This window comes from Neobacillus sp. MER 74, from assembly GCF_023714155.1.
On sequence record NZ_JAMAUV010000005.1, the window covers coordinates 13,095 to 31,963 of the forward strand.

Consider the following 18,869-nt stretch of genomic DNA (forward strand, 5'->3'; position numbering starts at 1 on the left):
AATATCAAAAAAATTCATTTGATATCTCTTGATAATATGGGGTAATCCATGTATAGTAAAATTTTGCTTAAGAAAACCTTTTGAAAGGAAACCAATTAGAATGAAGTTAGGTGCCCGCATATTAAAAACGGGAATTGCTATTGTACTCTCACTTTACTTAGGTCAGTTGTTACACTCTCCCTCACCGGTATTCGCTGGCATTGCCGCCATATTCGCGATTCAACCAACCATTTATCGTTCCTATTTAACGATTATTGAACAAATTCAAGGAAATCTTATTGGGGCATTACTCGCAGTCGCTTTTGTTCTTCTCTTAGGAAATCATATTATTGTCATTGGATTAGCAGCAATTATTGTCATTGCCATTAATTTAAAGCTTAAACTTGAAAATACAATTGGATTATCGCTTGTTACATTAATTTCGATAATGGAAACCCCGGGTGGAAATTTTATTCCATTTGCTGGAATCCGCTTTTCGACCATTATGATTGGTGTATTTTCTGCCTTTATAGTTAATCTTTTATTTATGCCTCCAAGGTATGAAAACAAACTTTACTTCAAAATGACGAGCACTACTGAAGAAATCATTAGATGGATTCGGTTAAGCACACGTCATGACTTTGATCATAATCTACTAAAATCAGATATTGTAAAATTAAAAGAGAATATTATTCAAATGAATCAGTTTTACACGATGTATAGAGAAGAACGCAGCTATTTTAAGAAAAAGAGCTTAGAAAAATCACGTAAGCTTGTTATCTATAGGCAAATGCATTCAGCTGCCAAGAAGGCACTGGATACATTAAAAAGGCTTCATCGTTTTGAGAATGAATTATTACATCTTCCAGCGTCATTTCAGCAAGCCATACAAGAACAATTGGATTGTCTCATTTACCATCATGAACAACTTATGCTTAGATTCATTGGTAAAATTCCAACCTCTCCCACTGATTCTGAAAATAATGTTTGCTTAAATAAAAAGCAATTATTTGATTTGTTTTTACTCCACCAACAAAAATTTACTGAGCATGACCAGCCGCATTTATTTCATACAATGCAAATCATAGCTTCGATTATCGATTATGGCGAACAGGTTGAACACTTAGATACTTTAATTACAAGTTTTCATTCATATCATCATAATGAAGTATCGATTGAAGAAGACATTCTATAAAAAGAAACCGAAGCAATTATTCTGCTTCGGTTTCTTTTTGTTCTAATTGTTGAACTTGAAAAAGTTTATAGTAATTTCCTTGTTTCGCCATTAACTCATCATGTGTCCCTATTTCTACGATTTGACCATGTTCAATCAGGACAATTCGATTGGCATGAGTTATGGTGGATAATCGGTGTGCAACGATAAAAGTGGTCCTATCCTTAGCTAATGCTTCTAGTGATTCTTGTATTGCATGCTCACTCTCTAGATCCAGAGCAGATGTTGCCTCGTCAAGTATTAAGATAGGCGGATTTTTTAAAAAGACTCGGGCAATCGCCACTCGTTGTTTCTGTCCTCCTGAAAGCTTAACTCCTCGTTCGCCCACCCTTGTATTGTACCCTTCAGAAAGGTTTAAGATAAACTCATCAGCATTAGCAGCTTTTGCAGCCATATAGACCTCTTCTTCAGATGCATCTGGCTTCGCCAATAAAATATTATCCATTACCGATTCACTAAACAAGAGATTATCCTGAAAAACGACACCAATTTTGTCCCGTAGAGATTGAACCTTAAAGTTTCTGATATCTATCCCGTCTAATGTGATTCTCCCACTTGTCACATCATAAAAACGGGGAATCAAACTAACTAGCGTTGACTTCCCCCCGCCGCTCATTCCTACCAGGGCAATCGTTTCCCCCTTTTTCACATGTAAATTAATATCTTTCAAGACTCTCTCTTCGTTCGCCTCGTAGCTAAAAGACACATTTTCAAATGAAATATCACCGTGTACTTGATTACAAACTTGAGCATCTGGGGAATCAACGATATCATACTTCTCATCTAAAAATTCAAACACCCTGTCCATTGATGCAAATGATTGAGTAATTGTTGTAGAGGAATTCACCAATCTTCGCAATGGATTGTAGAGCTTATCAATATAGGCAAAAAATGCAACCATCGTCCCTAATGATAGCTGGTTCTGAATGACAAGATAAGCAGAATAGCCAATCACAATTAATGGGGCAATATCTGTAATGGTATTAACTGCAGAAAATGCCTTTGCATTCCAGCTGGTATGCTGTAAGGCCTTTTCCAAGAAATTCTTATTTTGCTTATCAAATTGACCCTGTTCAAAATCTTCTATCGCAAAGCTTTTAATTACCGGCATACCTTGAACACGCTCATGCAAATAACTTTGCACCTCCGCAAGTGCTTGTGAACGTTGCCGAGTCAGCTTTCGTAGATTCCCAAAAAAATAACTAATCGAAAATGCGTAAAGTGGAAACAACAATATTGATACGAACGTTAGCTTCACACTCATTGAAAACATAAGAATAATGGCGATAATAATTGTGGCAATATCCAGCCAAAGATTCATTAATCCGGAAATGACAAACGTTTTCGTCTGTTCCACATCATTAATGACACGTGAGATTATATCCCCCGCACGATTATTTGAAAAATATTTAAAACTTAACTTTTGAATGTGAGTATACATCGTATCACGAATATCATAAAGGATTTTACTTGAAGTCCACTGGGCAAAATATTGACGGTAATATTCAATCGGCGGTCGCAGGATGACAAAAACAACAAGCATAATAACCAGAATGAATAAGAGCTTTTCAAGCTTCTCGTCGTGAGAAAGAGTATGACTACCTACAATGTCATCCACAACATATTTAATCAATAGTGGTATCATAAGCGGAATAGAAAATTTAATTACCCCAATGATGATTGTCCCTATCACTTGGAACCGATACGGTTTTACAAATTGCAGATACCTTAGAATACTGCTCAAAATAGCCCTCCTTTCAAAAAATAATAAGAAGCATGCTATACCTATTACTTTTTTACAATAATAAAATCACATTGTTTGCTTCCTTTACACAAAAGCAAATAAAAACCTGTTGATTACATCAACAGGCGCGTAATATCCTCTTTACCCATCTAACGTCTGTATGTTAAATAACGTTCATACCAAATATCAATAAAATCTGGTGCAAATGGGCCATTCCGTTGCCGAATCCATTGAATCAGTTTTTCCACATTCCTTTTTAGGATTTGATCAATCGGATCTGGATAATTCATTTCACGGCGATGACGTTCATACTCATCTTCGTCTAGTAAATTAAAAGTCATATCTGGAAACACCTTAATATCTAGATCATAATCAATATACTTTAGTGCTTCGCCATCAAAAATAAAAGGGGAACTGATATTACAGTAGTAATAAATACCATCCTCACGAATCATTCCAATTACGTTAAACCAGTATTGTGAATGGAAATAACAAATGGCAGGTTCTCTTGTTATCCATGTTCTTCCATCTGATTCTGTTACTAGTGTTCGGTCATTGCCTCCAATAACCAAATTCTGTGTCCCCTTTAATACAGTTGTTTCTTCCCAGACGCGATGGATGTGCCCATTGTGCTTATAGCTATGTATTTGCATTGGTTCACCTTCGATGGGTACGCCCATGTTTCTCCCCTACCTTCATTCCTGAACGCTTTGCAACCCTATTTAAACCGTTAGATAAATAATGACAAAAGGTAACAAAGTACAATTCCTATTTATTACTATTATTATAACGGTTGAGAACAGATTTTAAAACAAAAGAGCCATATTTCGATGGCTCTTTGTAAAAATTTGCGAATTTTTTAGGGAATTCTTTGTTTTTCCACCTAAAAGGAAGGTGTTAAGTTCATTTCCCGATAGGAATTGATTACTTCTTCTGTCTGCTTTTCAAAAGTGGACTGGATCCCTTTTAACTCATCTTTCATCAGCCGGATCTCTGATTGGATACTTTCAAGATCCGTTGACTTGTGTAACATTTGAAGCTCTGCTTCGATTTGTTGACAACGCTCAAGTTCTCCTTGAAGAAATAATAATTTCTCCATCGTCACCAATTGCTCGGAAACTAATCTGTTAAAATGATCCATTTCCCTCACCGCCTTCTTATTAGTTCCTAATATGTATTCTTGACCAAGTTGTATTCTCCTTTGAAAATTTATGTAGACATTAGAGAAGTTTTGTCGAAAATAGAAAAGCGGAGGCGCTGGAGCTAGACAGTTTTCTAAGTACAATGACACAGAAAGAAGACACTCTATTCGAATCTAGAGTGTCTTCTTGGTTTTTAACTATTATTAGCTTTGACCAAATTGGCCATTGCCTTGGTTTTTACGGGCTTGAGATTGTTGGTTTTGTTGTCTTACTTCTTGGGCATCTGTTTGACTTGCAAATTCAGTTCCAAATTGGCCGGATGAGCCTTGAGAACCCTGAGCAAAACCAGATTGAGATCTTTGAGCAGATTGTTGGTTTTGTTGTCTTACTTCAGCAGCATTTGTCTCGCTCGCAAATTCAGTTCCAAATGAGCCTTGGGACCCAGATTGAGATTGAGCGTTTTGTTGTCTTACTTCCTGGATGTTAGTTCCAGCTGAAGTTTTGTTTGGCTGTTGATTGAATTTTGCCAAGTTAATCACCTCCACGAATATAATGTAACCATGCTTCGTGGAGATTATCCGAAAAAAATATTATTTAAAAATAATTAAACGAGTAATGAAATTCCACCATCGATAATGATGGTCTGCCCCCTAATCATGCTCGATTCCTCTGATAAAAGGAACATCACACAATTTACCATATCCTCAATTTCCACCATTCGTCCTGCAGGAGTTTTTTCTTTTGCCTCTTGAAGCAGTTCTTCACGATTTGGAAAATGCTTTAATGCTTCCGTATCGACTGCGCCTCCTGAAACAGCATTAACGACGATATTTTTAGGAGCTAATTCAACCGCCAAATATCTTGTAAGTGCTTCTAAGGCCGCCTTTGAAACGCCAACGACCGTATAATTTTCTAAATAGCGAATAGATCCCAGAGAACTAATGCTGACAATTTTACCTCCGCCAGTTCGTTCCATTAATTTTGCAGCTTCCTGTGCACAAAACAGCAAAGCTTTGCTATTAATATTTAAAGTCCAATCCCAGTGATTTTCTTCAAGTTCCATTACCGGCCGTTGTACTCCAGAGGCTGCATTATTTACAAACACATCCAGACGTCCAAATTCTGCATCAATTTGGGTGAACATATCTCTTATTTTCGCCACGTCGCCGACGTTTGCTTTAACAACGAGTACTTTTCTGCCTAATGCCTCTATTTGCTCCGCTGTCTCTAGAGCTGATTTTTTGCTTCTAGCGTAATTTATGACAATATCGTATCCTGCTTCAGCTAATCGAAGAGCTGTCGCCTTACCGATACCCCTGCTGCTTCCAGTGATGAGTGCTACTTTTTGAGTCATCAAACTATTCCCTTCTGTATCAAGTAATGTTTTTATTTTATCTTTTCCACGAATAGAAGACAATTAATATTAAACAATAAGAGTAAATTACCTTGGAAAGGAAGAAGTGCTTATGTATGTTGGACGTGATATGACCGAACTGTCAATGATGGCCAAATCTGATTGGAAAAGCAGTGAACTTGCTTTTTTTCATCATTCTTTGCAGCAAATTGCTCCCTATTTAAATAGTGAGGGACAAACGATTCATCGTGAAATTATTGAGGAAATAGAAAGCAGGGGAGGCATTAATAGACAAGAGGCAGATTATACACATGGAACGAAAACAGTATACGATTGAAAAAACGCCGCATTTTGCGGCGTTCATTCCTTTTGGCGTTCTAGATAAAGCTTAAGCATTTTTTGATAGGATACAGGGAAGGCAAATTCTTTCATTTCTTCTAACGAAACAAACTTCCACTCGTCACTTTCCTGAAAATCAGATTGGAACACACCTGTATATACATTAATGTTCCACACCAAATGAGAAAAAACATGTTCAAGCTGCCCAATAATTTTTTCAAGTTTTACTTTTATATTTAGGGAATGCTCAAATAATTCACTAATCTGCTCCCGATCATTTTGTAAGGGATGATGAATTTCAACATTAGGGAACTCCCATAAATTTGCGAGCAAACCTGTTGCCGGCCGCTTGTGAATTAATACCTTTCCATCACCATTTAATAGGATCGCGGCAGCTAGTTGAACATCTCGTGTCTTAGTTTTTTTGGTCTTTATCGGAAGTTCATTTTGAACTCCCTCTTCGAACGCTTGGCAATGCTCTCGAACAGGACATAATAAGCACGAAGGAGAGGTTGGTGTACAGATTAACGCTCCTAATTCCATTAAAGCTTGGTTAAAAGAGGATGGGTCCTCGTGTGAAATCAATTCTCGAACTGCTTTTTCAAATATTTTCCGTGAGGAGGATTTGGCAATGTCTTCCCATATGGAGAGAACTCTTGAAAACACCCTCATTACATTTCCGTCCACGGCAGGTTCAGGAATCCCGTAAGCGATACTTAATATGGCACCTGCAGTATAGGGGCCAACACCTTTCAGCCCAGCGATTTGCTCAGGACTATTTGGTACGATACCGCTATACTTCTCATTTACTTCCTTAACTGCTGATTGTAAGTTTCGTACCCTCGAATAATATCCGAGCCCTTCCCATGCCTTCAATACTTTATCTTCCTCCGCCTCTGCTAAAGCTTCTATGGTAGGAAACCACTCGATAAAACGATTAAAATAGGGAATGACTGTATCCACTCTTGTTTGCTGCAGCATGATTTCTGATACCCATATTTTATAAGGGTCTTGGTCTTTTCTCCAAGGTAAATCGCGTTGTTCGTGTTTAAACCAGGTAATTAAGTCTGATTGAAAAGCAGATTTGTTGATTTTCTCTATATTCTTTAGTTCAATAATCATAACTTTTGTTCCTCCAGATGTAGTTAAACTGTGTGAAAAAAGGCATTATAATAAGTAATATATTTGTTTTACGATAAATCACTGGAGCATGTTTGACAAGAATTTTATTTGAAGGAGGATTTCCTTTTGGATACAGGAACACACGTTGTTATGGGTATTGCTATAGGTGGTTTGGCAACTCTTGATCCTGTTGTCGCTAGCAGCCATGCCGCCACCACTAGTGTCTTAATTGCTACGATTGCCGGATCACAAATACCTGATATTGATACGGTTTTAAAGTTAAAGAATAATGCCATTTACATTCGCAATCATAGAGGCGTTACCCATTCCATTCCAGCTGTTATTTTGTGGCCGCTTCTCATAGTTGCCGTTATATATCCGTTTTTCACTGGAGCTAATCTATTTCATTTATGGGCATGGACATTTGCAGCGGTCTTTATTCATGTATTTGTTGATATATTTAATGCTTACGGAACACAAGCACTCAGACCCTTCTCTTCAAAATGGGTCGCCTTAGGAGTCATCAATACCTTTGACCCCGTTATCTTTGGAATTCATATTCTGGGGATCATTATTTGGGTATTAGGAGCAGATCCCGGCTATACCTTCTTAGTCATGTATGCCATCATTGTCGGATATTATATCATGCGCTTTAAGGCAAAACATCGTGTAATGGCTGAGATAAGAAAAAAAATACCGGATGCAACAGATATAATTATCGCACCAACAATGAGGTTCCATCAATGGAGAATTGCTGCCATGAATACGAAACAGTTCTTTGTAGGAAAGGCTATAAATAATGAAGTCGAGATATTAGATTACTTTAACCGAATACCTGTCCCAAAGACTCCAGTAATTGAAGCAGCAAAGAAGGATAAGAATCTATCAGCGTTTTTATCTTTTTCGCCAGTCTATCGGTGGGAAGTGGATGAATACACAGATTTTTACGAAGTGCGCTATATTGATTTACGGTACCGGAGCAATGGCCATTATCCATTTGTTGCTGTTGTTCAATTAGATTGTGACTTGAAACCGATTAGTTCCTATACTGGCTGGGTATTTAGCGAAAAGAAATTACGGAAAAAATTAAGCATCATTCCAAGTTAAAAAAGCGCAAGCGCCCTGGACAGCGGCGTATGGCCTCCTCGAAAGCGCCAGCATCTTATCAGTAAAAAAAGCGGTGACGAAAAGTCACTCGCTTTTTCTAGTTTAAGCTATTTTTTTCCTGCTTCAGAAAGTCCTTGTATTTTGGGTTGGTTGCCACAAATTCGTGTAGCTTTTCCCCATAGTTTTCAATCCATTGCTTAACAATTCTCTCAGTCATGTCACTACCCTTATATTCTCTGCCTGCCTTTGCGTAGGTGGTTTCAAAATCTTCCCAAAGCAGTTCCACCCATGTCCTTGCTTGGTTATAGCTTAGTTGGTTATTTTTACTTAATAGCAGATTTGCTAATTCGTCATGGTAACTGTTCATGTTCACACCTCATTGCCAATTTCTTTTAACATAACCTAAATTAATAAAGCAGATACTAATGGTACGTGGTAAGCAATGAGAATGCTTTGCTTTTCACGTGCTCTCATTCCATTTTGGAGGTATAGCATGAGAAATAAAGAAACTGGGTTCCCAAATCAAAATAACAATAAACTCGAGGGAGAACCTCGGGCTAAGGCAGAATATGCTTCAAAAAGAGCAGATGGCACGATTAATACTCATCCACAAGAGCGCATGCGTGCATCTGGAGAGCGCGACGACGAATCGCCGCAAGTGTATAAATAGATAGCCATTAACATTGTTAATAAAGACAAGCCAGAGATTTACTCTTTGGTTTGTCTTTTCATTTTTTCTACTTTTTTAACAAAGAGATTGGCAATGCCTCTTCATGGCCATCCCCCTTAAGACGATACCCCCATGCAAACACACCGTTTAGATAGTCAATTTTAAAATATTGGCCTGGACTACCCTCGATTTCATAAAGTTCTCCTGGTTTAAACTCATTTGGATTCATTAGGTATGCTTTTGCCATTTGAACCTTTCGTTCTAGAACTGCAAACTCACTTACCATTCCCATTTGTTCTGCTTTTCGTGCTTTCTCCTGAAGTATGCCAATTTCCTGACGTAATTCATGTTCTGTCATTGTACTATAGCGTTTGTCCTGCTGCATTGTTCATTCACTCCCTATTAATCCCTTTATTTTAGTATAGTAATTTTTATATAATTAATAAAGTTTGAAATCAATGAAGGAGATTAGATATGAAAACAATCATAATTACTGGGGCTGGTTCTGGATTAGGAAAAGAATTGGCACACCTTTTTTCACAGAAAGGTTATCATCTACTTCTTACTGGGAGGACGGTTGAAAAGTTAACATCTGCTAGGGATGAAATTGTTGCTGATGGGGGAAAGGCTGATATTCTGCTCTTAGATATTCAAAACGGCGATGATGTATCAAAAAAAGTAAAAGAAATAAGCCATACATATACAATTTCCGGATTAGTCAATAATGCAGGTGTTGGGCATTTCGGTCCATTTGTCGAAATAAATGAACAAGACATGGTAGAAATGATTAATACAAATGTTTTGGGTACTCTTTTGATGACCAAAGAAATTTTACCTTATTTACTTCAAACGACTGATGGAAGAATAATGAATATTATTTCGACTGCAGGTTTGCGTGGAAAAGTAAATGAAGCCGTCTATGCAGCAAGTAAATTTGCTGTTAGAGGCTTTACAGAAAGTTTGCAAAAGGAATATGAAGATCACAGCATTAAAATAAATGCCGTTTATATGGGCGGTATGGACACTCCATTTTGGGATCATACCGACCATGTCAAAGACCCTTCCCGTTTCCGTACTCCAAAAGAAGTTGCAGAGATGATTATGGAACAAATCGATCAGGACTCCATTATTATTGAAAGTAAAAAATCATGACTCTTCTTGGTCATGATTTTCCACTTCTGCAAGGTATGATTCAATCAGTTCCATTGGGAAGCCTTTTCGATATAAAGCTTGCTTCATCTTTTGTTGAAATTCAAAGCCGCTAAACTTACTATATTTTCGGAGTGCCTTTTCACCTTGAAATCTGATTGCCTTCATATCCTCATCAGCATCGTTGTTTACTGACGCTTCATTAACGGCAATATTAATGACATCGTATGAATAACCTTTTCTAAGCAACAGATTCTCCAGCTTTTGTTTTTGGATTTTTAATGATTCTTTAGCGTTCTTTTCGTAAAACTTTCTGCTAATTTTTGCAGCTTTTTCAATTTGCTGCTCCAACGGATATTCCCCTAAGGCCAGCATAATTGTGCCTTCATCAATCCCTTTTTCCTTCAGTTCCATTTTGATGTTCGTTGGACCTTTGTCAGTAGTATTTGCTTGGGTTCGTACATAAGCAAAGGCAAATTCCTCGTCATTTATGTATTTCAATGCGGATAGTTTATGGATAATTTCATTAATGACAGGTTCTTCTATTTCCTTTGAAGTAAGGTAATCCTTGATTTCTTTTTCAGACCTCATCCTTCTTGATAAATAATGGATGGCTTTGTTATATGCTTTACGTATGTCGTCTTGATACTGAATTTCCATAAAGGAGAAATCGTCAAGTTCCATCCCTTTTTTTAATTGGAATTTGATCAGAACATCACTATCGACACTGAAGGCGAATTCCTCTCCCTTCCCCTTGCCGTAATCCATAAAAATATTAAAGCGATCCTGATTTTTTTGCTGAGTGGTGATCTTAGTAATCGTAGCCATGTCATTCACCTCAACATTACTTTACCATAATCCTCATAAAATACTGTAAGATAAACGTACTAAGGGGGCGGAAAAATTGAAAATCACCATTGCTGGTGGAACAGGCTTTGTAGGGAAAGCTCTGACGGAGCAATTGTTGAAAAACAATCATGAGGTAATCATTTTAACTAGAGGCAGAAAAAACACAAATGGAACTAATCGAATTCGTTTTGTTCAATGGCAAAGTGAAAATTCAAGCCCCATACAAGAACTTGAGGGTACCGATATTTTTATTAATCTTGCTGGTGAATCGATCAATGGCGGGCGTTGGACACAGCAAAGAAAAGAAAAGATCTTAACCAGTCGCTTAAATTCTGTTAACGCACTGCTAGATATCATTTCTAAATTAAGGACTAAACCAAAGTCACTGATTAATGCAAGTGCTATAGGCATTTATGGAACATCTTTAGAGAAAATTTTTACGGAAAAAGAAAACCATGGGTTCGGGAATGATTTTTTGTCAAATACAGTGCAGCAATGGGAGAATGAGGCGAGCAAGGCCTCTCGGTTAGGAATACGCACCGTTTTTTGCAGATTTGGAATTATTCTGGATAAACACAATGGTGCCCTGCCTAAAATTGCCTTCCCTTACCAATCATTTTTTGGCGGGCCAATTGGGAATGGACGTCAATGGATGTCCTGGATCCATATTGAGGATGTGGTCAATGGTATAATGTTTATTATCGAAAATGAACAAATGGCTGGCCCCATTAATTTTACTGCACCTCATCCTATAACGATGTCTGAATTTGGAAAATCATTATCAAGTGTCTTGCATCGTCCTTACTGGCTGCCTGTCCCAAGTATTGCTCTACGACTGCTTCTTGGTGAAATGAGTACATTGGTTGTTGATGGGCAAAAAGTACTCCCGGAAATGCTTTTAGACAATGGCTATCCATTTAAGTACTCACATCTAAATTCGGCATTAAAAAATATATTTTCATAAAATCCGTATCATTCCTTTCTTAAAAGGTAAAAATGGAAATAAGTACATATAGTGCTTCTATTTTTTACCACATAGCTTGATGACGATTAACTAAAAAAATTGTTGAAAGGAATGAGCAAAATGGCGGAAAAGAAGAAAAAGGATAAGGATCGTGGAAAATACTCTCTAACGAGTATGCAAGAGGTATCTTATCAAAGAGAATTTAAAATGGCAGATCGTGCTGGCGGCTTTCACGACAAGAAAACTAGACTATAGCTATCGAAAGGTTCTGCTGAAGTATTTTCCATTCATGGTTCCCTTTTAAGTTGTAAATCATAGTAAAGGGAGCAATTCTGCTCCTTGGATGTTAACAATGAAAGGGGTTTTTAGTAATGGGTCGTATGCATAATGGAACTGGTAATAGTAATAAAAGTTCACTTCCACAAACACCTAAGAACCTAAAAATTACAGATGGAAATGACGTCGAATATTCTGCAGAATTTGCAGACCATGCAGACCTTGAGGCACAAGCACGAGCGAACGCAGCGAATCAGCGGGTACAATCAAAAAGAAATAAATAAATCTTTATGAAGATGAATTAAAAAAAGAAGCAGGGCATCCTGCTTCTTTTTCGATATATAAGGGGAAAAAGCTTTATATCGAGTTTTTCAAATCCTCATTTGACACTAATGTTTGGAAATCATCTGTAAAGGCGATTATTTCTCCCCATTCCATTAGTTCATTATCGGATATCTTCCACGTATGTTTATCAGCGTCATTTCTGATAACCGCAAAATGAAATCGGTCAGTTGAAAAGACCTTAAATCCCTTCTCCTTACATTGTTCAATGAAAAAGAAATCCTCAGCTCGATTTACTTTTTCAAATGGAACTTGTTGACAGACATCTTTTCTAAACATTAAGGTCGCTCCAGCAACAGTGTCTGTGATTGAATTCTCATTACCTGTTACATGGATCAGCGCTTTTTTATTTTTAAAATAGATAAATACGGAGTTTTTTCCGATAATAGAAATATCTTTATTTTTAAAAGCAGCCATCGAACTTTTAATGTAATCAGGCCCATAATAGTCATCGTCATCAAATTTTGCAATAATATCATAATTTGATTTCATAATCCCAAAATTTAAGCAGTCACCTAAAGTTGCCTTTTCGTGTAGTTGATAAATCTGGACATTGCGATATTTCCTAGCCTCAGTAATCCATCTATCCATATTCATAGAATCCTTATTTAGGATAATGATCAACTCTTTATTCTTCCAGGATTGCTGTTTATAATTTTTAAAAACATTATCGATATTCTCATCTCTTATTGTACAAGTAATAATGGAAACCACACTCTCACTCCTTTAACGCTGAGAATTATTTTATGAGTTCATGACCTTATCTAAAACGGTGGTTAAATTAGTAAACTTTTTAAGGGTTTTAATAGAATTAATTTCTTTTTTCAGCCCATTTATGTCGTCAGAGCCAAAGCCTGCAGCTCCTAAGATATTTATGTGACGGATATCGATTTGAAGTAAAAGGACAATTGTTTCAAGTATGTGCATGAATTTTTCTTGGAATTTTTGAAATTTCCCTGGATAAGATTGAATGAGTAATTTATATTCTTTTAATAGCTTACTCATTGTTAATAAATCAGCAAGACCTGAAATCTCTAATCCGAGTACAAGTACATCGATATCATGATGCTTTGAAATAAACAGTCCAAGGTTGTTAATTGCCTCTTTCCATTTGCTTTTGCCTACAGGGTGTTCTTGATGATAGGTAATCAAATCATTTCCAACAATATATGTGGCCCCCATTTTATATAAACGATATCCTAGTTCCCAATCTTCGTAACCGTACAGGACAAAGTCTTCATCGAACAATCCTGCCTGAGTAATAAACTCTTTTTGAATGGAAACATTCCCTGTAAGAAATGCCATCCATGGAAAGGAAAACCCTTCTAAGTCAGCAGCAAAATTGTCGGTTATCGTTTGGAACCATGGGTATGTTACAACCCCAATATCCTTGAAGGCTTTTCTTGCAATATCACTTTTTTCCAACAACGGGTACGGTTGTTTAATTGAATCTTTATATTTATTAAACCTAGAATTAAGCAAATTATCTTTTTTTGTTAAAGTTGCAATCGTGCTAATTTTCTCTGGAGCAAATTCAGGAAAGATGCATGAATAGATGATTTTTGAATGCATTACCCCTGACAAAATATGCTTATTTTTTGATTGATGGAACTTATGATGTTTTTCAACAAAATCAGGTTCTGTTATCATTTCTGCATCAAGAAAAATAAGAGTGCTCCCTCTTGCTGTACGAATGCCCAAATTTCGTACGCTTGCTCTTCCTAGATTCTTTTCATTTCGTACATATTTGAAATGATAGGGAGGCTTATAGCCTTTTAGCTTTTCTTCCGTTTGGTCAGTTGAAGCATCATCTATAAAAATAACTTCCATTTTTGAAGGATTGAACGTTTGATATTCTAGTGAGAAAAGAGTCAGGAGATTTAGTGGATATTTATTTAGGGAAGGAATAATTATACTTACTTCAATATCTTGGCTATTATTTACTGGGATTTCTTTAGTAAGTTTCTCTTTGGTGCTTGTGTCCTTGTTATTTGAGGACTTTTTGGTTTTTGGATTTACTTTCTGTGGTTCTTGTTTATTTACAGTTGGAATTGGCCAAACACCATATAGCCCTTTTTCGTTTCCTGTAAGCTTTTTATTCATAAAATTATTAAGATTTTGTTCTGTCCTGCAATGATCCCACAGTCTGATTTCGTTAATATCACCATTAAAGAACAGACCTGGCAGTCCGCCAATCATCCCAGATGGGTAGACAAAGTCTTTAGGGCTTCTATCACCTTTTTTTACAAACTTCCCATTAATAAATAGCTGCGGCTCTCTTTCATCATAGACAACCGCAATGTGAATTAGATCATTAATACTGGCTTCATGGACTAACACCGCATATATATTCTCATTCGTATGTTCATAAATCGTTATTCCATTTAGTCCAATTGAAACACTAACTCCCGCATCATTATCGGTCATCCCTTGTCCTGGCCCAATCACATAATTCGTTCCTGTACCATCCACTGACTTTTCCCGAGATTGCTTATCGATATGATGAACATTTTCGGGTAATACCCAAAACTCATAGGTAAATGTATTTTTCAGATTCGTTAATAAACGACCATTTAGGCTATTCCATAACATGACGCACCTCTTCAATTTACTTTTATAAGTAACTAGTCCATTTGGGTTTTGCTTTTACACAATATGTATACCATATGATTTTGACTAGACTTATCCCCATTTATAGGTTGCTTTGTATATATTTTTTTGCTATTTGTCGATTCCCTCCAATTAGGAGCATAGAAATTCACAAAAAAAAGAGCTTATGCGCTCTTTTTACGGAATAATTGCTTATGATTTCATTCAAACTATATGGCGGCTAATGATACTTCTTTATCATTGCTTTCTATTTCATACTCCCCTAAAATTTGAAAGCAACATTTTATGTTCTGTTCACTCATTAACTGTTTAATTAACTCCGTATTTGTCCGGATAATTGCTGTCTCCTCATTAGTTTGAGTAATCCATGTGATCAATGGGTTTTTAAAATCCTTTGTGAGACCTTGAATTATCCATAATTCGTCTGCATGCTCTTTTTTATCTCCTAAATGAAATGCTGGCGTCTTTGTGAAATACTTATTTATCCGCTTATTTTGACAGACATAAACTAAATCTTCGATTGCTGCACTTGCTGTTGGAAACATGCCGGCACCTGGTCCTTGTAATGTAATACTACCAACAAGATCCGTGTAAACATTAACGGCATTTTCTACCCCTTCAATAGAATAAAAAGGATGAGACTTTCCAACAAGGACTGGTCTAACAGCGGCCTTAATTTGATCACCTTTCTTACTTATACTTGCAATAAGTTTAAACCTAAGTCCAAGTCTTTCAGCTGCCTCGATTAATTCACTTGTAATTGAAGTAATCCCTTCTCGTTCTACATCCTCCCAATTTGGTTCCTCACCAAATGCAATTCTGCTTAGAATCATTGTTTTATAAAAAGCATCAAAGCCTTCGACATCATTGGTTGGGTCTGCTTCAGCAAACCCCTTTGCTTGTGCTAAACTTAGAGCGTCAGCAAAGGACTGCTTCTTCTCACGCATTTCCGTTAAGATGAAATTCGATGTTCCATTTAGTATGCCTTGCACGTGATGAACACGGTTTACGTTTAATAGCTGCCTTAAGGTTTGAATAACAGGTATACCACCCGCAACTGTCGCTTCGTAACCTACTGAAACATTATGATGCTTTGCTAACTCGAGCAGGTCATTCCCGTGGTGTGCAAACATTTCTTTATTAGCTGTAATTATGTGACATCCTTTTTGAATCGCTTGTTTTAAAAATGTAAAAGTGGGTTCTTTATTGACGATTGCTTCGACAATAACATCAAGTTGAGGTAGACTTAAAATTTCATTGAAATCTGCAGTGACTAATACATCTTCATTAATATTTCTCTTTTTATGCTTATTTCTAATTAGTACAGCTGCGACTTCGACCCTTTTTCCTAATACTCCCTCAAGTTCTTCTGCATGGGATTGAATCGTTCTATAAACACCTTCCCCGACTGTTCCGAAACCTAGAATCGCTACTTTTATCACAGACATATTGATCCACCCTTCATTTATAATAGACATGGCTAAATAGAAAAAAACCCTCTTCATAAGAAGAGGGTTAGTTTCCTCCTCTTATCTGTCAGGCAAATAACCTGCAGGAATTAGCACCTTTTCAAGATTTACCTTGATGGTTGCCGGGCTTCATCGGGCCTAGTCCCTCCGCCGCTCTGGATAAGAGTTTTATGTAATTGTTTGATTAAATTTCCAAGTTATAAAGAGAATTCTAGTTGAATCCTTTGTAGATGTCAATATTATTTGAAATTTCTTTTTTTTACAAAGGTAACAGGGTTACTTCTCCCTTGTCTCCTAGACGGTCTATCATTTCTAACCATTCCTTCGGTTTGTTTGAAAGTATGGAGTAATAGGTTGTTAGGAAATCCTTTACAAGATTAGTTGGGAGAGATTTAAGCTCATCGTCTAATGGCATGAAACATAAATCTAGCCCAGTTACGGCTTCCCCATTATTTTCCCAGGATGGATGAACATATGAGAAATCTAACCGCTTGTAACCCAAATGGGAAAGCACTTCACGTCGCACATAAGGGTCCATAACCTTTACGCCGCCAAATTCGTGATGTTCAACTCTGTAAGGATCGTATATTTCTGCAAACATTCCGTGAAGCTCTTTTCCATTTTTATTTGCTAATTGTTGTAAATCCTTTAACCGGTTTTGAGCTAAAAATCGACCAAGGCTTAGGCCAGGTTTACCTATAATCGTAAAATCTGTCATGGCAATATTCCAATCAGGATAATAACGGTATTCAGTTGCACCTAAGACTTTATCGCCATCGACTGCCACGAATACCCGAATACTCGGATCTTCTAATGGCTCTTTCCATAGCTCATATGCCAGGACTTCTTCTGGCGGGAAAATTTCTCCCATTAAGTTATGCAGTTTTCTAAAATTCGGATCATCTATACTTGTGATTCTAATATAATCCATAAATATCCCCCCCAATTATTTAAAAGGATTTTTCCATTCCATTAATACAGCATTGTTACAGGATTCCTCATCCTCTAGATAGTTTTCAATAATTCCTACCGGGACACGGCCGCAGCGCAGCAAAAATGTAATGACAGGATCCTTTAATTCTCCCGTTATAATTGATGCTAAATATTGCTCCGGTGTCATGTTATCAGCTACTCTATAAAAACCTGGCATTCTACCCCCGCCTAGTAAGCGCTCTAAACCTCTCTCAATAACAACATGGTACATAGCATGCATCATCAATTTTCCTAGCCCTAGTTTACGGTACCTGGGTCGGACACTGATATCAACGATGTACAAGGTATTCCCCCTTGGATTATGGTTTCGGATGTATCCATGGTCAGTGATTTCTTCCCACGTATGGTTTTTATCGCTGGGATCAAAATCGATAATTAAGGCGGTTAACGAACCGGCTAATTCACCATCAACCTCAATACATAATGCACCTTCTGGAAACAGGTCCACATGATTGGTTAGTTGCTCTTTATTCCACCATAATTCTGATGGAAAAGGAGGTGGGAAGCACTCGGATTGAATCTTGATAAGATCGGCAAAATCCTGTTTGGTATAATTGCGAATGATAACCGGAACAGGCCGCTCTTGGTCAAAAACGTAAAATTCACTTCGATACATACTAAACCCACCCCTTCTGTTTACTTTTCCCAGTCTGTGTATAAATCAGTTCTGCGATCACGCCAGGTTGTAACAGATCCTCGTTCACTTACTTCATATAACAAATTTAAATCCAGATCACCCGTTACAATCATGTCATTATTAATTTCACCTTCAACCAATATGCCCTTAGGAGGAAATGGAATATCATTTGGAGTAATAATGACAGCTTGACCAAAATTAGCACGCATAAAGTCAACCGTCGGCAGTGAACCCACTGTTCCTGTTAAAACCACATATACTTGATTCTCAATTGCCCGTGCATGGCTGGTATAGCGAACACGATGAAACCCATGACGATCATCTGTACACGATGGACAGAAAATGACATCAGCACCCTTAGCCTTTGCCATCCGCACGATCTCTGGGAATTCAATATCATAACAAGTAAGCAGGGCGATTTTCCCTTTTTCTGTTTCAAAAATCTGAAAGGAATCCCCTGGTGCCATATTCCATTCATTGACTTCGGTCGGTGTAATATGAAGTTTGGCCTGCTCGCCAACCCTGCCATCTGGATAAAATAAATGAGCGGTATTATACAGCTTGCCATCCTTTTCAATCACATGCGTTCCCGCAATAATATGCATGTTTGTATTTTTTGCAAAATTAGAAAATAGTTCTCTATATTGTTCAGTAAATCTCGGGAGATCGTTGATGCTTAGACTTTGCCCTTGTCCATTCCCAATCGATAATAGCTGGGTAGTAAAGAACTCTGGAAAAAGGACAAACTCTGCCCCAAATTCTTCTGCAGTTTTTATGTAGTGTTCACATTGTGACGCAAACTCTTCAAAGGATTGAATCGTATGTAACTGGTATTGCACGACAGATACACGAATTTTCATTATTTTCCTCCACTCAATTGTAAAAATTT

The 18,869-nt window shown here is 37.2% G+C and carries 23 protein-coding genes and 1 riboswitch; of the genes, 8 read left to right on the forward strand and 15 right to left on the reverse strand.

The window, feature by feature from the left end:
- Positions 1-100: 100 nt before the first annotated feature.
- Positions 101-1,174 carry an FUSC family protein gene (locus M3610_RS10630; protein ID WP_251459030.1) on the forward strand — a complete coding sequence of 358 codons (1,074 nt, stop codon included), beginning with the start codon at positions 101-103 and terminating at the stop codon, positions 1,172-1,174.
- Between the two features lie 16 nt (positions 1,175-1,190).
- Here the strand turns inward: M3610_RS10630 and M3610_RS10635 are convergent, their stop codons facing one another.
- From M3610_RS10635 to fabL, 5 genes are all read right to left on the reverse strand, one after another.
- The gene (locus M3610_RS10635) at positions 1,191-2,957 is read right to left on the reverse strand and encodes an ABC transporter ATP-binding protein (RefSeq protein ID WP_251459031.1); all 1,767 of its coding nucleotides are present in this window, start codon (positions 2,955-2,957) and stop codon (positions 1,191-1,193) included.
- A gap of 149 nt (positions 2,958-3,106) precedes the next feature.
- The gene (ntdP, locus tag M3610_RS10640) at positions 3,107-3,637 is read right to left on the reverse strand and encodes a nucleoside tri-diphosphate phosphatase (protein WP_098576231.1); all 531 of its coding nucleotides are present in this window, start codon (positions 3,635-3,637) and stop codon (positions 3,107-3,109) included.
- A gap of 203 nt (positions 3,638-3,840) precedes the next feature.
- Complete coding sequence (locus tag M3610_RS10645; RefSeq protein ID WP_098576232.1) at positions 3,841-4,098, reverse strand: YgaB family protein; 258 nt, start codon at positions 4,096-4,098, stop codon at positions 3,841-3,843.
- Positions 4,099-4,302: 204 nt separating this feature from the next.
- Positions 4,303-4,629: a gamma-type small acid-soluble spore protein gene (locus M3610_RS10650; protein WP_251459033.1), complete on the reverse strand. Its 327-nt coding sequence runs from the start codon at positions 4,627-4,629 to the stop codon at positions 4,303-4,305.
- Positions 4,630-4,703: 74 nt separating this feature from the next.
- Complete coding sequence (gene fabL, locus M3610_RS10655) at positions 4,704-5,453, reverse strand: enoyl-[acyl-carrier-protein] reductase FabL (RefSeq protein ID WP_098576234.1); 750 nt, start codon at positions 5,451-5,453, stop codon at positions 4,704-4,706.
- A gap of 112 nt (positions 5,454-5,565) precedes the next feature.
- On the opposite strand from fabL, the gene M3610_RS10660 reads away from it, so the two are divergent.
- Positions 5,566-5,790, forward strand: a complete 225-nt coding sequence (locus tag M3610_RS10660; RefSeq protein ID WP_251459035.1) for a hypothetical protein — start codon at positions 5,566-5,568, stop codon at positions 5,788-5,790.
- A gap of 23 nt (positions 5,791-5,813) precedes the next feature.
- On the opposite strand, the gene mutY is transcribed toward M3610_RS10660, so the two are convergent.
- Positions 5,814-6,914, reverse strand: a complete 1,101-nt coding sequence (gene mutY, locus M3610_RS10665; RefSeq protein WP_251459037.1) for an A/G-specific adenine glycosylase — start codon at positions 6,912-6,914, stop codon at positions 5,814-5,816.
- 126 nt (positions 6,915-7,040) lie between these two features.
- Here mutY and M3610_RS10670 point away from each other — a divergent pair, with 126 nt between their 5' ends.
- A complete protein-coding gene (locus M3610_RS10670) occupies positions 7,041-8,021 on the forward strand; it encodes a metal-dependent hydrolase (RefSeq protein ID WP_251459039.1) in 981 nt (326 codons plus the stop codon).
- A 97-nt stretch (positions 8,022-8,118) separates the two neighbouring features.
- Here the strand turns inward: M3610_RS10670 and M3610_RS10675 are convergent, their stop codons facing one another.
- Positions 8,119-8,388: a YfhJ family protein gene (locus tag M3610_RS10675; RefSeq protein WP_026564354.1), complete on the reverse strand. Its 270-nt coding sequence runs from the start codon at positions 8,386-8,388 to the stop codon at positions 8,119-8,121.
- 126 nt (positions 8,389-8,514) lie between these two features.
- On the opposite strand from M3610_RS10675, the gene M3610_RS10680 reads away from it, so the two are divergent.
- The gene (locus M3610_RS10680; protein ID WP_098576239.1) at positions 8,515-8,691 is read left to right on the forward strand and encodes a small, acid-soluble spore protein K; all 177 of its coding nucleotides are present in this window, start codon (positions 8,515-8,517) and stop codon (positions 8,689-8,691) included.
- Positions 8,692-8,758: 67 nt separating this feature from the next.
- Here M3610_RS10680 and M3610_RS10685 read toward each other — a convergent pair whose 3' ends face one another.
- Entirely contained in the window at positions 8,759-9,076 is a 318-nt protein-coding gene (locus tag M3610_RS10685) for a YfhH family protein (protein ID WP_251459041.1), read from the reverse strand.
- An 89-nt stretch (positions 9,077-9,165) separates the two neighbouring features.
- On the opposite strand from M3610_RS10685, the gene M3610_RS10690 reads away from it, so the two are divergent.
- Entirely contained in the window at positions 9,166-9,843 is a 678-nt protein-coding gene (locus tag M3610_RS10690; RefSeq protein WP_251459043.1) for an SDR family NAD(P)-dependent oxidoreductase, read from the forward strand.
- Here M3610_RS10690 and recX read toward each other — a convergent pair.
- Positions 9,838-10,668 carry a recombination regulator RecX gene (gene recX, locus M3610_RS10695; RefSeq protein ID WP_251459045.1) on the reverse strand — a complete coding sequence of 277 codons (831 nt, stop codon included), beginning with the start codon at positions 10,666-10,668 and terminating at the stop codon, positions 9,838-9,840. The genes M3610_RS10690 and recX overlap by 6 nt on opposite strands.
- A gap of 76 nt (positions 10,669-10,744) precedes the next feature.
- Here recX and M3610_RS10700 point away from each other — a divergent pair, with 76 nt between their 5' ends.
- From M3610_RS10700 to M3610_RS10710, 3 genes are all read left to right on the forward strand, one after another.
- The gene (locus M3610_RS10700) at positions 10,745-11,653 is read left to right on the forward strand and encodes a TIGR01777 family oxidoreductase (protein ID WP_251459047.1); all 909 of its coding nucleotides are present in this window, start codon (positions 10,745-10,747) and stop codon (positions 11,651-11,653) included.
- 120 nt (positions 11,654-11,773) lie between these two features.
- Positions 11,774-11,908: a YfhE family protein gene (locus M3610_RS10705; protein ID WP_081825373.1), complete on the forward strand. Its 135-nt coding sequence runs from the start codon at positions 11,774-11,776 to the stop codon at positions 11,906-11,908.
- Between the two features lie 116 nt (positions 11,909-12,024).
- The gene (locus M3610_RS10710) at positions 12,025-12,213 is read left to right on the forward strand and encodes a YfhD family protein (protein ID WP_251459048.1); all 189 of its coding nucleotides are present in this window, start codon (positions 12,025-12,027) and stop codon (positions 12,211-12,213) included.
- Between the two features lie 73 nt (positions 12,214-12,286).
- Here M3610_RS10710 and M3610_RS10715 read toward each other — a convergent pair whose 3' ends face one another.
- The 6 genes from M3610_RS10715 to M3610_RS10740 form a co-directional block, all read right to left on the reverse strand.
- Positions 12,287-12,985 carry a glycosyltransferase family 2 protein gene (locus M3610_RS10715; protein ID WP_251459051.1) on the reverse strand — a complete coding sequence of 233 codons (699 nt, stop codon included), beginning with the start codon at positions 12,983-12,985 and terminating at the stop codon, positions 12,287-12,289.
- Positions 12,986-13,015: 30 nt separating this feature from the next.
- Complete coding sequence (locus tag M3610_RS10720; RefSeq protein WP_251459053.1) at positions 13,016-14,863, reverse strand: glycosyltransferase; 1,848 nt, start codon at positions 14,861-14,863, stop codon at positions 13,016-13,018.
- A gap of 227 nt (positions 14,864-15,090) precedes the next feature.
- Entirely contained in the window at positions 15,091-16,329 is a 1,239-nt protein-coding gene (locus M3610_RS10725; protein ID WP_251459055.1) for a homoserine dehydrogenase, read from the reverse strand.
- A 78-nt stretch (positions 16,330-16,407) separates the two neighbouring features.
- A riboswitch (SAM riboswitch) is annotated at positions 16,408-16,516 on the reverse strand.
- A gap of 93 nt (positions 16,517-16,609) precedes the next feature.
- Entirely contained in the window at positions 16,610-17,281 is a 672-nt protein-coding gene (locus M3610_RS10730; RefSeq protein WP_251459057.1) for a GNAT family N-acetyltransferase, read from the reverse strand.
- 15 nt (positions 17,282-17,296) lie between these two features.
- Positions 17,297-17,959, reverse strand: coding sequence for a GNAT family N-acetyltransferase (locus M3610_RS10735; protein WP_251459059.1), 663 nt, complete (start codon positions 17,957-17,959; stop codon positions 17,297-17,299).
- 20 nt (positions 17,960-17,979) lie between these two features.
- Entirely contained in the window at positions 17,980-18,840 is an 861-nt protein-coding gene (locus tag M3610_RS10740; protein ID WP_251459061.1) for a carbon-nitrogen hydrolase family protein, read from the reverse strand.
- Positions 18,841-18,869 lie beyond the last annotated feature (29 nt).

Excerpts from the sequence above, each read along its gene's own strand:
- M3610_RS10630 (WP_251459030.1), top strand. The coding sequence starts at position 101 with ATGAAGTTAGGTGCCCGCATATTAAAAACGGGAATTGCTATTGTACTC.
- ntdP (WP_098576231.1), bottom strand. The coding sequence starts at position 3,637 with ATGGGCGTACCCATCGAAGGTGAACCAATGCAAATACATAGCTATAAG.
- M3610_RS10645 (WP_098576232.1), bottom strand. The coding sequence starts at position 4,098 with ATGGATCATTTTAACAGATTAGTTTCCGAGCAATTGGTGACGATGGAG.
- fabL (WP_098576234.1), bottom strand. The coding sequence starts at position 5,453 with ATGACTCAAAAAGTAGCACTCATCACTGGAAGCAGCAGGGGTATCGGT.
- M3610_RS10660 (WP_251459035.1), top strand. The coding sequence starts at position 5,566 with ATGTATGTTGGACGTGATATGACCGAACTGTCAATGATGGCCAAATCT.
- mutY (WP_251459037.1), bottom strand. The coding sequence starts at position 6,914 with ATGATTATTGAACTAAAGAATATAGAGAAAATCAACAAATCTGCTTTT.
- M3610_RS10675 (WP_026564354.1), bottom strand. The coding sequence starts at position 8,388 with ATGAACAGTTACCATGACGAATTAGCAAATCTGCTATTAAGTAAAAAT.
- M3610_RS10680 (WP_098576239.1), top strand. The coding sequence starts at position 8,515 with ATGAGAAATAAAGAAACTGGGTTCCCAAATCAAAATAACAATAAACTC.
- M3610_RS10685 (WP_251459041.1), bottom strand. The coding sequence starts at position 9,076 with ATGCAGCAGGACAAACGCTATAGTACAATGACAGAACATGAATTACGT.
- M3610_RS10690 (WP_251459043.1), top strand. The coding sequence starts at position 9,166 with ATGAAAACAATCATAATTACTGGGGCTGGTTCTGGATTAGGAAAAGAA.
- recX (WP_251459045.1), bottom strand. The coding sequence starts at position 10,668 with ATGGCTACGATTACTAAGATCACCACTCAGCAAAAAAATCAGGATCGC.
- M3610_RS10705 (WP_081825373.1), top strand. The coding sequence starts at position 11,774 with ATGGCGGAAAAGAAGAAAAAGGATAAGGATCGTGGAAAATACTCTCTA.
- M3610_RS10710 (WP_251459048.1), top strand. The coding sequence starts at position 12,025 with ATGGGTCGTATGCATAATGGAACTGGTAATAGTAATAAAAGTTCACTT.
- M3610_RS10720 (WP_251459053.1), bottom strand. The coding sequence starts at position 14,863 with ATGTTATGGAATAGCCTAAATGGTCGTTTATTAACGAATCTGAAAAAT.
- M3610_RS10725 (WP_251459055.1), bottom strand. The coding sequence starts at position 16,329 with ATGTCTGTGATAAAAGTAGCGATTCTAGGTTTCGGAACAGTCGGGGAA.
- M3610_RS10730 (WP_251459057.1), bottom strand. The coding sequence starts at position 17,281 with ATGGATTATATTAGAATCACAAGTATAGATGATCCGAATTTTAGAAAA.
- M3610_RS10735 (WP_251459059.1), bottom strand. The coding sequence starts at position 17,959 with ATGTATCGAAGTGAATTTTACGTTTTTGACCAAGAGCGGCCTGTTCCG.
- M3610_RS10740 (WP_251459061.1), bottom strand. The coding sequence starts at position 18,840 with ATGAAAATTCGTGTATCTGTCGTGCAATACCAGTTACATACGATTCAA.